Annotated in this window: 17 protein-coding genes; 11 read left to right on the top strand and 6 right to left on the bottom strand. The window is 25.7% G+C overall.

The features are described from left to right. Positions 1–4 precede the first annotated feature (4 nt). Complete coding sequence (locus Q0V15_RS02960; RefSeq protein WP_297435845.1) at positions 5–1,219, bottom strand: 6-phosphofructokinase; 1,215 nt, start codon at positions 1,217–1,219, stop codon at positions 5–7. Between the two features lie 255 nt (positions 1,220–1,474). On the opposite strand from Q0V15_RS02960, the gene Q0V15_RS02955 reads away from it, so the two are divergent. Further along, complete coding sequence (locus Q0V15_RS02955) at positions 1,475–1,882, top strand: Fur family transcriptional regulator (RefSeq protein WP_297435843.1); 408 nt, start codon at positions 1,475–1,477, stop codon at positions 1,880–1,882. A gap of 21 nt (positions 1,883–1,903) precedes the next feature. On the opposite strand, the gene Q0V15_RS02950 is transcribed toward Q0V15_RS02955, so the two are convergent. The 3 genes from Q0V15_RS02950 to Q0V15_RS02940 form a co-directional block, all read right to left on the bottom strand. Next, positions 1,904–2,704 carry a metal ABC transporter permease gene (locus tag Q0V15_RS02950; protein ID WP_297435841.1) on the bottom strand — a complete coding sequence of 267 codons (801 nt, stop codon included), beginning with the start codon at positions 2,702–2,704 and terminating at the stop codon, positions 1,904–1,906. A 1-nt stretch (position 2,705) separates the two neighbouring features. Beyond that, on the bottom strand, positions 2,706–3,374 hold the full coding sequence (locus Q0V15_RS02945; protein ID WP_297435840.1) for a metal ABC transporter ATP-binding protein: 669 nt from the start codon (positions 3,372–3,374) through the stop codon (positions 2,706–2,708). An 88-nt stretch (positions 3,375–3,462) separates the two neighbouring features. Continuing rightward, complete coding sequence (locus Q0V15_RS02940; RefSeq protein ID WP_297435838.1) at positions 3,463–3,786, bottom strand: hypothetical protein; 324 nt, start codon at positions 3,784–3,786, stop codon at positions 3,463–3,465. A gap of 142 nt (positions 3,787–3,928) precedes the next feature. On the opposite strand from Q0V15_RS02940, the gene Q0V15_RS02935 reads away from it, so the two are divergent. The 9 genes from Q0V15_RS02935 to Q0V15_RS02895 all read left to right on the top strand — a co-directional run bounded on the left by Q0V15_RS02935 (position 3,929) and on the right by Q0V15_RS02895 (position 12,057). Next, positions 3,929–4,333 carry a DUF6762 family protein gene (locus Q0V15_RS02935; RefSeq protein ID WP_297435836.1) on the top strand — a complete coding sequence of 135 codons (405 nt, stop codon included), beginning with the start codon at positions 3,929–3,931 and terminating at the stop codon, positions 4,331–4,333. Between the two features lie 48 nt (positions 4,334–4,381). Next, the gene (gene pepF, locus Q0V15_RS02930) at positions 4,382–6,175 is read left to right on the top strand and encodes an oligoendopeptidase F (protein ID WP_297435834.1); all 1,794 of its coding nucleotides are present in this window, start codon (positions 4,382–4,384) and stop codon (positions 6,173–6,175) included. Between the two features lie 182 nt (positions 6,176–6,357). Further along, a complete protein-coding gene (locus tag Q0V15_RS02925) occupies positions 6,358–6,837 on the top strand; it encodes a hypothetical protein (RefSeq protein WP_297435832.1) in 480 nt (159 codons plus the stop codon). A 15-nt stretch (positions 6,838–6,852) separates the two neighbouring features. Next, positions 6,853–7,842 carry a YkvA family protein gene (locus Q0V15_RS02920; protein WP_297435830.1) on the top strand — a complete coding sequence of 330 codons (990 nt, stop codon included), beginning with the start codon at positions 6,853–6,855 and terminating at the stop codon, positions 7,840–7,842. A gap of 170 nt (positions 7,843–8,012) precedes the next feature. Further along, positions 8,013–8,186 carry a YtxH domain-containing protein gene (locus Q0V15_RS02915; protein WP_297435828.1) on the top strand — a complete coding sequence of 58 codons (174 nt, stop codon included), beginning with the start codon at positions 8,013–8,015 and terminating at the stop codon, positions 8,184–8,186. 163 nt (positions 8,187–8,349) lie between these two features. Then, a complete protein-coding gene (locus Q0V15_RS02910; RefSeq protein WP_297435827.1) occupies positions 8,350–9,651 on the top strand; it encodes a helix-turn-helix domain-containing protein in 1,302 nt (433 codons plus the stop codon). Positions 9,652–9,677: 26 nt separating this feature from the next. Next, positions 9,678–10,940, top strand: coding sequence for a helix-turn-helix domain-containing protein (locus tag Q0V15_RS02905; RefSeq protein WP_297435825.1), 1,263 nt, complete (start codon positions 9,678–9,680; stop codon positions 10,938–10,940). Between the two features lie 159 nt (positions 10,941–11,099). Beyond that, the gene (locus tag Q0V15_RS02900; protein WP_297435823.1) at positions 11,100–11,453 is read left to right on the top strand and encodes a hypothetical protein; all 354 of its coding nucleotides are present in this window, start codon (positions 11,100–11,102) and stop codon (positions 11,451–11,453) included. A gap of 154 nt (positions 11,454–11,607) precedes the next feature. After that, positions 11,608–12,057, top strand: coding sequence for a hypothetical protein (locus tag Q0V15_RS02895; RefSeq protein ID WP_297435821.1), 450 nt, complete (start codon positions 11,608–11,610; stop codon positions 12,055–12,057). Positions 12,058–12,079: 22 nt separating this feature from the next. On the opposite strand, the gene Q0V15_RS02890 is transcribed toward Q0V15_RS02895, so the two are convergent. Next, complete coding sequence (locus Q0V15_RS02890; RefSeq protein ID WP_297435819.1) at positions 12,080–12,985, bottom strand: hypothetical protein; 906 nt, start codon at positions 12,983–12,985, stop codon at positions 12,080–12,082. Positions 12,986–13,091: 106 nt separating this feature from the next. Beyond that, on the bottom strand, positions 13,092–13,514 hold the full coding sequence (locus Q0V15_RS02885) for a Fur family transcriptional regulator (protein WP_297435818.1): 423 nt from the start codon (positions 13,512–13,514) through the stop codon (positions 13,092–13,094). A 328-nt stretch (positions 13,515–13,842) separates the two neighbouring features. Between Q0V15_RS02885 and Q0V15_RS02880 the strand changes: the two genes are divergently transcribed. Continuing rightward, positions 13,843–14,163, top strand: coding sequence for a hypothetical protein (locus Q0V15_RS02880; protein ID WP_297435816.1), 321 nt, complete (start codon positions 13,843–13,845; stop codon positions 14,161–14,163). The last annotated feature ends 36 nt before the right edge of the window (positions 14,164–14,199 follow it).

The raw sequence follows: 14,199 nt of genomic DNA, 5'->3' as shown, positions 1-14,199 counted from the left end.
TTTTTTAGATAGCAAAACTGTCGTAATTTGGAAGATGAGTTTCTATATCATTCATACTAAAATCATTTATTAGTGGTGAAAGATAAGATATAGCATCTTTTGTAATACCATTACCATCTACATTTATCCAAGAAGCAGGGAAGTACTTAACATCATTAGCAACTTTATTAGCTTCTATAAGGAATGATTCAGAAGTGTATTGTGTAGTATTGTTTCTTTTTATTCCAACCATTAAACCGCTAAGGCAATTTTTAGAATATTTAAGAGCATCACGCCCTACCATTTCAGCTTCAGCTAAATCAACTTTAGATGAGCAGTGCATAGCACATCTTTGTAATACACCAAGTTCTAAAGATTTAACTCTTTCAGTGATACCAGCATTTATTATTAGATTTTTAAGTGTAGTACCAACACCACCAAGTTGGGCATGTCCAAAATTATCATGACCTGTACTATCAGCCTCAGCTACAAATATACCATCTTTATCACGAATTCCCTCAGAGGCAACTATATATACATGGTTATTTTCTTTAAATAATCTTGAAACATCCTTTAAAAAATTCTCTTTAGAGAATGCTATTTCAGGAAGGTATATTAAATCAGCACATTTTTTACCATTAAGTGTAGCAAGTGCACTAGTAGCAGCAAGCCAACCCGTATCACGCCCCATAGCCTCAAGGATGAAAATTCCATTGTTACTATATACTTTTGAATCAAGATAACTTTCAAGAACAGATGTTGAAATAAATCTACCTGCACTACCAAACCCAGGTGTATGGTCAGTATATTTTAAATCATTATCAATAGTTTTAGGTATTCCTATAAATTTTATATCTATATTTTTAAGCTTTGCATATTCACTAAGCTTAGCAGTCGTATCCATTGAATCATTTCCACCTACATAGAAAAATGTAGTAATTCTTAATTCTTTTAAAATTTCTATAAGTTTTATATACTCGGCTTCAGTATTGTTAAAATCTTTTAATTTATATCTACAAGAGCCAAGACCAGATGAAGGTGAGTTTTTGAATGTTTCAAGCCTTTCTGTATCCATAGAAGAAAGATTGATTATTCTTTTTTCAAGGATTCCCTCTATTCCATTTAGACCTCCATAAACATTATCATATATTTTTATATCGAAGTTTTCTTTTACAACTCCATAAACACTTGAGTTTATTACAGATGTAGGACCTCCAGATTGTGCTATAATACAGTTCATAATTTTTACTCTCCTTTTAATAAATCCTTATATGTGCTATACAAATAAATTAATGTGTAGCATATATATTAATATACAATATATTTACTACAAAATCAAACAAAAAATGTATTTTAAAGATAATTTTAAAATAAATTTAACATTAAAAGGTTTTCAATAGAATATGCTAATTAAAAGATTAATAAATTGATAAAATTTTATATTTTATATTTTGTGATATAATAAAGGAAAAGAAGTTTTAGGAGTTAAATTTATATGGAAATTAAAGAAGTATTAAAACTTAAGAATATAAAAATAACAAAAGGAAGAGTCATGATTTATGATTTGCTTCTGAACACTGAAGAGAATCTTAGTGCAGATGATATATTTCAAGTTTGTATTAAGAAAGAAGATTTGAATCTATCAACTGTATATAGAACTTTAGAATTATTTGAGAAAAATAGTATGGTAGATAAAATATTTGCAGAAGATGGAACAAGCACTTACACAATAAAAAGACATAAGCATAATCATATCGTTGAATGTAACTTATGCCATAAAGAGATAGAAGTAGCTTGTCCTATGACACAAATAGAAGAACTTTTAAAAAAGCAGACAGGATTTAAATTAACAGATCACAAGTTACAACTTAAAGGTTTATGTAAGGAATGTTCAGAGGATTAAAAAAACTCTAGCTTTTAATAGCTAGAGTTTTTTTCTATTTATCATAAGTGATATTATAAGAATGGCTACAGACGTAAGCGCTATAGTTCCACCAGGAGCTGTATCATAGTAGTAAGATGTAAATAATCCCACAACTATATCAATAAACCCAACAAACATAGAAAGGAATAATGTAGTTTTAAAACCTTTCTTAAATTGCATAGCAGTTGCTACAGGAACAACTATGATTGATGAGATAACAAGTATACCCATTACTCTTATAGAAACTGATATAGTTGCACCGACCATTATTGTAAATATATAATTTACAAGTTTAGTATTTATACCAGATATTTTAGCACCTTCTTCATCAAATGTTGTATATACTAATTTGTCATATAAAAAATAGATACAGATAAAGCATATTAAAGCTACTGATCCAATTATTAACAAATCAGATTTAGATACAGTTAAAATACTACCAAAGAGGTAGGAATCAACTTTAGCTGATGATTTTCCAGAACTAACTAAAACTATTGCTATACCAAGACTTAGTGTTAAAACTATAGACATAACAAGTTCTGAATATTTTTTAAAGTAAGTTCTTAGAACCTCTATAATAACTGCACAAAGAGTTGTAAATATGAAGGCTGTAATAAGAGGATTAACTCCAGCTACAAGACCTATAGCAACACCTGCAAATGAAGAATGTGATAAAGTATCACCTATCATAGAATATCTTTTAAGAACTAAGAATAGTCCTATACAAGGACAAAGTAGTGATATTATTATGCCTGCCATAAAAGCATGTCTCATAAATTCAATTTGAAATAAATCTAACATTTTAAGTAACCTTCCTTAAACTTTTATTGTAATAATCTAAGTATTCTTCTGTTGTATATAAATGTGCATTAGCGAATTTAAGCTCTAAAATAAGAGACGAATACTTTATAGCTTTTTCTTTGTTATGCTCAACAGATATAACAGTCAATTTTTTAGAGTTAGTGAGTTCATAAATTAAAGAATAAACTTCAAATTGTGTTTTCTCATCAATCCCAGTTGAGAGCTCATCAAGTACTAGAAGGTCTGGAGAACCAATTAAAGCTCTGGCAATAAAAATTCTTTGCTGCTGTCCACCAGATAGACCTCCGATAAGAGTATGCTTATATTCAATCATATTAACAAGTTTTAAAACTCTATCAATTTCAGATAAGTCTTTTATTTTTAATGCCTTTAAATGACATTTTAAAATTTCAAAAACACTTATAGAAAATTGAGAGTTAAAGTTTTCAAGTCTTTGAGGAACATAACCAATGCTTTTAAAATCTTTTAAAATTTTACCTTTTTGTGGTTTTAGATAGCCTAGTATAAGTTTTAAAAGTGTTGTTTTACAACTTCCATTCTCTCCGACTATAGAAATGTAGTTTTCTTTTGGTAAATTTATATTAATATTTTCTAAATTATAAGGTTTTGTACCATTATAAGAAAAATATAAATCTTTAATTTGTATCAAGTATAATCAACCCCTAATGATATTTTACAAATATATTGCATTTGTATTGCATTTTATATTATACAACTAGATGCAAAGTATTTGCAACTTAATCTTTAAGAGATATAGAATCTAGAGTCCAAGAAGAATTTTTATTTTTTAATTTAACTGTAAATTCTTCTGCAAATTCAAATGAAGCAGAATTTATAGCTGTAATATTATAAATTAAAAGGTCATCACTTGAAAATATAAGTGTGTGGTCAAGTAGTTCATTTATTTTATAGTCATTATTATTTATAGCAAAATAAGAAAGAGCATAATCGGGAGATTTACACTTATAAATTATGTAACTTTTATTTGCTATGATATAAATTGATAAAAATGTTAATAATAAGATAGAGAAAATTTTGATTTTTTTTGATTTAATTTTCATAAACACCTCACTGTAAAAATATGGTAATTAAATTATATTAGAATTATTAGTAAAATGGTAGATTTATTTGAATTATATTTGGTAAATTGTTAAGATATATTGATAAAAGAAAAATATTTAAATAAAAGCGAGGATTATAATAATGGATTTTTCAGCATTAGTGTTAATGGAAAAGGATAATGAAACTGGATTTTTAGGTAAAAACCTTGGGAGCTTTTCAGTTGAAGAGGGAGCAGAATATGTAAGGAAATTTTTTGTATATAAAAATGAAGTTAATGTAGTATTTAATACAAAAAGAGATGTCGAAGAGTGGGAATTCTCTGCAATATTTGATTTATTCAATATAGATGCATTTAAAAAACTTAATTATAAGATTGAGGAAGATGATGACCAATTTAATCCTACATGGAATATAAAATTTGATTATAATGAAGAAATTGAACATGAAAAGATGAGAACTATAATAAATGAAATTTGTGTGCTTTTAGATGAGAATATGAAAAAAGTATTTGAAGATATACAAGGCAAAGAAGAGGAATATAAATAATAGTATCGAATATATAATACTAAAATAGTATAAAAGGGTGTGAGTTTATTGGGTAATGGTTTAAAACTAAGAAAAGATATTGAAGTTAAATATAAATGGGATACTGAAAAAATGTATTTAGATACACAGTCTTGGAATAAAGAGTTTGAGTATGTAAAAATAGAATCAGTAAAACTTAAGGACTTTGAGGGTAAGCTTGATAAAAAAGAAAATATTTTAAATTATCTACTTGCTTATGAAGGATTATCAAGAAAGGTTAAAAAGCTTTATGTATATGCAAATATGCGTAGTCATGAAGATACTTCTAATACAGAGTTTCAAGGCTTATCATCAAGAATAGAAAGTTTTTATGCTCAGTTTGCTAGTTATGTATCATTTTTTGAGCCAGAAATACTTGCAAAAGATGAAAGAAAGTTTATGTCTATGATAAGAAATACAAAAAGTCTTAAAATATATGAGTTTTTATTTTTAGATATATTTAAAGAAAAGCCTCATGTATTAACTAAAGAGATTGAAGAAATTTTAGCGAGTGTTTCAGATTGTCTTAGTGCACCTGAAAATATATACGGAATTTTAACTAATGCTGATATAGATTTTGATAGTATAGAAGATAAAGATGGTAATCTTATAGAGCTAACAGAAGGTAGTTATGGTAATTATATAAGAAGTAGAGATAGAGTTTTAAGAGAAAAAGCTTTTAAATCATTATTTAAGACTTATAGAAAATATGAAAATACTATATCAACAAGTCTTACAAGTTCACTAAAGGCATATATATTTTCTGCTAAAACAAGAAAGTATAAAAATTCTTTAGATGCAGCATTATCACCAAGCAATATACCACTTGAGGTATATTATAATTCTGTAAAAACAATAAATAATAATTTAGATTTACTTCATAGGTATGTAGGACTTAAAAAGAAACTTTTAGGGCTAAGTGAAATGCATATGTATGATTTATATGTGCCAGTAGTTGATATAGAGAGAGAAAAGATTCAATATGAAGATGCTTTAGAAATAGTTAAAGAAGGAATAAAGCCACTTGGTGATGAGTATATTTCTATATTTAATGAAGGTGTAGAGAAAAGATGGATAGATGTTTATGAGAATAAAGGAAAAAGAAGTGGTGCATATTCAAGTGGAATGTATGATACTATGCCATATGTGTTACTTAATTATAATCATGACTTAAATGATGTAAGTACACTTGCTCATGAAATGGGTCATTCTATACATTCTTATTATTCAAGAAAAACTCAGCCATATATGTATGCATCTTACACAATATTTAGTGCAGAGATAGCTTCTACAACTAATGAGATACTTCTTATTAATGATTTAATTAATAAAGAAACAGATAAAAGTAAAAAGTTGTATTTAGTTAATCAAGAACTTGAGCAGATAAGAACTACTGTATATAGACAGCTTATGTTTGCAGAATTTGAGCTTTTAACACATGAAGCAATTGAAAATGGTGAAGCATTAACAGCAAAAGAATACAATGATATGTGGATTGAGTTAAATCAAAGATATTTTGGGCCAGAAATGATAGTAGATAAAGATATAGAGGTTGAGTGGGCAAGAATTCCACATTTCTATTCAGATTTTTATGTTTATCAATATGCAACAGGGTATGCAGCTGCATCAGCTTTTGCAAAATCTATACTTTTAGGTAAAGAAAATGCAATTGATGATTATAAAGGTTTCTTAAAAGCAGGTGGTAGTAAATATCCTATTGATGCTATAAAAGAAGCTGGAGTTGATATGACATCATCAAAGCCACTAGAAGACACATTAGATAGATTTAAAGAGTTATTAGATATATTAGAAAAGCTTATATAATAAAAATAGTGTAACAAATTGATACAATCCTACCTTTATGGAGTGATGAAATAATTAAATTCATCAGTCTGTGGAGGTGGGATTTTTTAGTGTAATTAGAATATATAAATGCACCTTATATAAAAAAATGTTAAAATCAAATAGGGTAGGAAAAATTTAGTTATTTAAAGAGGGGATAGGTAATGAGAGTTTATAATAATTTTATATATTTAGAAGCGGATGACATAATAAACTTTTGCAATTTTAAATTTAAGAGTGATGAGATAAAAATAAAAAAGATAGAAATTAGGAAAGATGATATTTTATTAAAGGGAAGTATAAAAAAAGTGTTTTCAGTAGATTTTTTTGTTTGTTGCAGTTTAGAAATGAAAAATAAAAACGAATTAAATATAGAGATTAAAGAAATTAAAGCTTTAAAAATAAATTTATTTTCTGTTGTAGAGAAAATAATTTCTAAGCAGTATAAAGGTAAAGTGCTAGATGAGTATGTAAAGATTTCTGGAAAAGAGATTTCTATAGATATAGAAAAAATAAATGAGAAATTTGAAAAATTAGATTTAAAAAATATAGAGGTTATAAATAATGATATAAGGCTAGAATTTAATAATACATATGAAGAGTTAGATTACTTTGTAAATAATAAATTAATAAATATAAAATAATGGTTGGAGGGTGCAATGAATATATCAGAAATAAGCACAAAACTTAGTGGAAATGATATTAAGAGTATAATAAATGATTTTGTTAAAGTAGAAGGACTTACTATAAAAGATGTTTTAGTTGAAAATAATCAATTAAAAGTAGTTGGTTCATTTAAAAAGATATTAGCACTTGGCTTTAAAGCAAGTGTAGATATTATAGAGGTTGAGGATAATAATTTAACAATAAGACTAAAAAAAGTATCACTTATGAAAATAGGTGTAATGAAAGCTTTTAGAAAGATAGGATTAAAACTTGCATTAAAAGGATTTAAAGAAAGAGGAATAAATCTTGCAAGTGATAGGATAAGTATAGATATATCTAAAATTTTAGAAGAGGTTAAAGTAATTAAATTTAATTTAGTAGATGCAAGGATAGAAAATGAATTTATATCTGTAACAGCAAGAAATATAGATTTACTGCTTGGAGATATGATTTCATCAAAACCTCAAATAGTTGTTTCAGAGAAAGTAGCATTAGATGAAGATTTACTTACACCAGAGGAAAAAGATGATTATATATTAAATCTTGAAGTTAATAAAATAGAGGATATGTATACAGAAGGAAGAGAAAAAGTTATAGAGAAGATACCAGAGAAGGCTAGAGAATATAAGGATATAATAATGTTTGTTCCAGATATAATAGCACTTATAGCAAGACTATTTAAAGATAGTAGAGTGCCGAAGAAAACTAAGGTTATAATGGCTGTAAGTCTTGGATATACAATTATACCAGTAGATATTCTTCCAGATAAGATTCCTATTCTTGGGAAGATTGATGATATTGCAATTATTTTATTTGCATTAAATAGAATGATTGATGATGTAGAAATTGAAGTTTTATTAGAAAATTGGCAAGGAAATAGAGAACTTGTAATGGTACTTACAAGTGCGGTTGAATATCTAGCTAATTTTACAGGTGCAAAAAACTTAAATAGAGTTTATGAAGTTATAGATTCATTAACTTAATATATAGGAGTTAGTAGTAATTAAGAGTAATATATATTGGAGTTGGAACTATAAAGATACAGATAATACATTAGAAAAAAATTTCCAGTAAACTACTAAAATAAAATAAGATTAAAGTGCTAATAATAATAAAGAACTAATAGAAATTAATAAGAAAGAGGTGCTTTGTTATGAGTAAATTAATTAAAGGGATAGTAGCTGGAACAGTTCTTGGAGCAACAATTGGTGTTGCATTAATACCTAGTTTGGACAGAAAGACACAAAGAAAAATTAAAAGAGTTTGTAGAAAAGTATCATGTGTATTAGAAGATGGTTGTGAAGAACTAAAATCAAAACTAAAGTAATTATATAGAAGAAGAGGTGACAAACTTCTTCTTTTTTTCTGCATAAGAAGATAAAAATTCAAAGAAACTTAAAGAATAGTTGTAAAAATAGAGCGAAAAATGTGATATAATAAGGAATATATAACTAAGTTTATGAAAAAACGGGTTAAAGGATGATGGGATTATGGAAATATTAGCATTAGGTGAAAAAATTAAGAGGAAAAGAAAAGAGCTAAATATGACTTTAAAAGATTTGGCAGGTGAAAGAATTACACCAGGACAAATTAGCTTAGTAGAATCCGGTAGAAGTAATCCTTCGATGGATTTATTAGAATATTTAGCAGGAAGTTTAGATACAACAGTAGAATATCTTATGGAGTCTGAGAAAACACAGGCAGAAAAGATATGCTTATTCTTTGAACAAACTGCTGAAAGGTATATTTTAGAGGGTAATAAAATAAAAGCGGAGCAATACATTGAAAATGCCTTATATTATGCTGAAAAGTATAATCTAGAGTATAGAAAAGCAAAGAATTTATACCTAAGAGCAGAAATATACTTAAGTGAAGAAGATTTTACATTAGCGCAACAATTCTTTTTAGCAGCAAATGTATTATTTATAAAAACATCAAGTTTTACAGATATGGTACATACGTACCTAAAGGTAGGTAAACTAAGTTTAGAATCAAAAGCGTATCATTCTTCAAATTCATATTTGAAAGAGGCAGAGAAGGTTTATTTAGCACATAGTCTCACAGAAGATACATTACTTGGTGAAATACATTATTATTTATCTAAGACATATTTTTTATTAGATGATATAAGACAAGCTATGAATTTTGCATTCTTAGCTAAAGAAGAATTTATGAAAGTATACGATAAGAAAAAATATGCTAAAACACTTGCACTATTGAGTGAAGAGTATAATAAAGATGGTGATGTTGAAAGCTCTATTATATATTCTAAAAAAAGTTTAGAAATATATAAAGAATTAAATCAAGATGAAAATATAGCAGAAATAGAAAATTCACTTGGTAAACTCTTCTATGAATTTGATAATATCGAAGAATCATTTATTCATTATGAAAAAGCAAAAAAAATGAGATTAGATATGAATGATCAAAGGATTGTAGATACATTTATAAATATATGTGAAAATCATATAAAACTCAAAGAAATAGATAAATGTTATATTATTTTAAATGAGATTAAAAGTATCATAAATTTTGATGATATAGAAAAGGTTTTAGATTATAATTTTTTAAATTACAGAGTTGCATTACTTGAAGATAATATGGAGAAAGCTGAATTTGTATTACTTGATATGCTTCATATATCTGAAAAAAATGATTTAGATAAAAGAAATGCAGAGATATGTATAATACTTGGGAAATTTTATTTAGATTCAAAAAGAGATTACGAGTCAGCTAAGTATCTTGATAAAGGAATAGAAAGTCTCAAAAAAATAGGAATAATAAAAAAATAAAACTTTTGGGTAAATAGGTGGTAAATATGAACTTCTTATCAACAGGGGAAAAGATAAAAAGAGCAAGGATTTATAAGGGGATAACATTAAAAGAGTTATGCCAAAAAGATATATCTATATCAAAAATGAGTTGCATTGAAAATGATAAAATAAAAGCTGATGAGTGGATTTTACAAATGGTTGCAATGCGTTTAAATTTAGATATAAAGTATTTGTTATTTGATGATATTATGGAACTAGAAAATAGTATTAAAGTTTATGAAGATAAAGAGATGCTATTAGATATAGATTTTACTAATATAAAAGAGAGAATAGATTATTGTTTAGTAAAAGAATATAAATCAGCAGCTTTAAGTTTTATTCACATACTGTTTTCAGAATATACTAAAAGAAGAAAGTTTGGGGATATTAAAAATTTAATAAACCTATATAGTGAATTTAACAATTTAAATGAAGCACAAGAACAGTTATATTATGAAGATTTAGCAAAGTATTTTTTAGTTAGAAGAAATTATAGTGATGCTATAACATATTTTAATAGAACTAGAAATCATATATTCAATTATACAATTTCAAGTAAGATGAACTGCTACATTGAAAATAGTATACTTCTTTCAATAAGTTATTATTTAAATAATCAATATAATGAATCGGAAGAACTTTTAGAAGAATTATTATATTTAGAAGATAAAATTAAATCACAAGAGCAAATTGTTTTAGTAAATGGATTATTAGCAGTAATTAAAAAGCATCTTAACAAAGAATATTTAAGTTACAAAAAGCTTTTTGATAGTTATGATGATAAGAGTAGTTTAAAGTACTCTAAAATAAATATAATGATGGCAAGACTTTATATTCTAGAAGGTCAAAAAGATGAAGCTATAAGTATTATAAAAAATACAACAGATAATGTTAATAAGGATGATATCTATAGTTATATAGAATTGATAATATCTATAGTGAAGATATTATTAGATGCTAAAGAAATTGAAAAGGCAAAAATGTATTGTGAAGCAGTTTTAGATTTATCTATAAAACTTGATAATCATTTTTTAATTGAAAAAAGTTACTTATATAAAGCAAGGCTTGATAGAGTAGAAAGGAATTTAATACCATGGGAAATGAATATGAATTTAGCTACAGATGTTTTAATAAAGTTTGCTACTGTTGAGGAAAAGAGAGAGCGTTATATAGAGATGGCAGAGATGTATCATGTAATAGGTGAAATTCGTGAATCTTTGAAATATCTTACACTTGCTATGAATCTTGAAAAAAATAATGATATTTAAATTAAAGTAAATAGTTTAACAGATTGCATTAAGTATGCAGTCTGTTTTTTTATTAAAAAATTTATTTTTTTTGAAATTTAAGTAGCAAAAAGTATAAGAGAGAATAGTATATACTATAAAACAAAACAAAATAAATTAAAAAACGAGGAGGACAAACTCATGGAATTAAATGAAATTTTAAACGGAGTAAATAACGAAGGAAATTGTGGGTGTAATATCCCAACAAACTGTGGATGTAATATCCCAACAAATTGCGGGTGCAAATCAAACTGTGGTAATGGAAATGGAAACAACTTATTATTATTATTACTATTATGTGGTGGAAATAATAATATATTTGGTGGACATGATAGAAGACATCATGACTGTTGCAGAAGTAGAAGTTCAAGACATCATCATAGCCATCACCATGATCATCACTGTGGATGTGATAATGGATGTGGAAACAATGATATATTTTCATTAATATTATTATCATCTTTATGTGGTGGAAATAAAAACTTTTTCTGCTAATCAGAAGTAGTTTAACAGGAATCTAGCAATCAACAAAGTGATTGCAATTTAATCTTATTACTTCTATAGAAGATGGTAGTAAATAGAAGTGAAGATGGAGGGCTATAGGCCCTCCAAAAAAAACAAAAAAATAATACATAAGGGGTGGAAGTGAGTGTCTAAAAAGAAACATAGAGAAAAGAATAAAGAAGGAAATCAACAAGGTGGAATTAATCCGCAAATATTAGATATGCTGCGAGGGAGTAATTTAGATTTTGGAAAAGTTTCGAGTTTAATATCTGCTATGAATCAAGATGGTTTTGATATAAATAGTATAAGTGCTATGATGCAGGGAAATCAGAAAAATAATAATATGAATATTGGAAATCAAAATAATAATATGGATTTTGGTAATTTTGATTTGGGAAATATAAAGAATACATTAAATAATATGGATCAAAATAATTGTAATTTTGATACTTATGGACATTTTCAAAATAACAATGAAATAAATGATGAAAATATAGAAATGCTTTTAATAGTGAAAAGTGTTGTAAATCCTAAAAAAGCTAGATTTTTAGATAAGGTTATAGAAATGTATAAACAAGGTGAAATAATATATTAAAGGACTAGGGTAACCTAGTCCTTTAATATATATTAGAAATTATATATTGATCTTTGGATTTTATGATTTCTAAATTAACTTCAAATAATGCATTTTGTTTATCGGTTGAAGTTTCTTTAAACCTTAATTTAAAATTAAACTTTATTGGCTCTGATTTTATATTCCAATCAGTATCTGTAAAATAAATATCTAGAAGTGAATAAGTGCTAGATATTTTTATGTTGTCATTAAAGTATTTATAGAAAATTTGATGTATATTAGAATTTAAAAGTGATTCAGTTGTATAATCTTCAAAATTAGTGTTACTAGATAAATACTTTGTAAATTTTAAAATCGGTTCTAAAAATTTTAAATTGGTTGCTTCATATGAAATGTTTTTAGGAGCTTTTTTGTTAAGTATGTGTTTTGATAAGCTTTTATCAATATCATTAGAATTTAGGCTTATATATTCAGGTGTTTTGTTATTTTTAGAATTTAAAATACCAATAATATTATTGGTTGAACAAAAAATATCAATAAATTCATTATCAATTAAAGAAAAAATATGTTGTATTGGAGTATTTTCATCATCAAATGATTGTAATATAATTTCTGGTATTTTATCTCTTGATAAATCTAAAAAATTGATAGAAAGTGGAGCATATTCATTAAAGCAGCCAAGAGAATTAAGTGGTCTTTTTTCATTAAAATAATATATTTTATTATTTATAAGTGCTTGAAGATAATATTTATTATTTTTTGATACTATATATAAAATATCCTCAGTACCATCCCCATTTAAATCTTCTTTAAGATATGATGAAATATCTGGAGATGCCATTGTTGGGATAGTTTCATCATCATTATATTTATTTATAAGACTAAATATTGTGAATATAGATATAGTAAGTAATAAAATTAAAAGTATATTTTTTATTTTACTAAACATAATTAATCACCTCTATTAGATTATATGTATTAGTATGCTAAAAAATTAATATTATTATGTAAAAAAAAGATTATGTAGAAAATAAAATTCCACATAATCTTAAGTATTATTCTTCACAAAGTGTATCACATTTACTGCATAAACCATAAAAGTATAACTTCCTATTTAATATTTTAAAGTTAGAAAGATTTTCAGCTTCTCTATCTAGCGCATTTAAGTCTATTCCAGTAAAATCTTCAACCTTTGAACAGTTAACACATTGTATATGTGCATGGTCAGAAAGATTAGCATCATATCTGAAGTTTCCTTCTCCTACGTTGAATTCATTTATTAGTTCTACTTCTGCTAAAGTTTTTAAAGCTTTATAAACAGTAGCAAGACTCATAGTTGGGTAGTCTTCTTGTAAAGCTTTATAGATAACCTCTGCTGATGGGTGATCGCATGTGCTTTGAAGATATTTATATACAGCAATTCTTTGCGGCGTTAATTTCAATTTTTTTTCTTTAAATATTTTTGTTATAGTATCCATACTTAAACATCCTTTCGATTCTAATTATAATATAATTTTATCGTAAAAAAGAATTAATGTCAATTAATATTAATTAAATATTAATAATCATTATTTATTAATAAGTTTGAATATACTTAATTATAACAATATTAATATTATTTAGAAAATTCTTATAATAAGATAATTATAACATAAAAAAATAGTAAAAATGATAAAAAAATAAAAGGAAATTTTTATATTAATTGAAATAAAAGGAAAAAAATGATAAAATATAAAAGAGATTTAAATTAATTTACTACTTTGGGGAGGTGAATCTACAAAATTTATAAGAATTTTGTAGTACAGTATGTCTAAATATAAAGTTGGAGATGAACTATTCATTATTACAGATCCTATAAAAGAGGAACAAAGATTAAAACAAACAAGTAAATTAACAATAGAAGATGATTATGCAACATTAAGTTGGGGCATAAAGATACTAAAGACAGAATATGATAAACCAAATGTTACATTAACTTATAAGAATGCTATAGGTGAAACTAATAAGGTTTTTGCAGTATGTATGGATATAGAAAATTTTGATACAGAAAAAGTATTAGAAAAAGCTTTATTAAAAGCATTTCAAAATGAATTAATAGAGTTAACGGTTTTAAAAAATTCAAGATAAAATTAATATTAAAAACTGAGTTTTACTCAGTTTTTT

It is taken from the genome of uncultured Clostridium sp., from assembly GCF_947036855.1.
Lineage (GTDB): Bacteria > Bacillota > Clostridia > Clostridiales > Clostridiaceae > Sarcina.
Note: the sequence above shows the minus strand (reverse complement) of the source record. Positions and strands in the feature narration are given on the sequence as shown.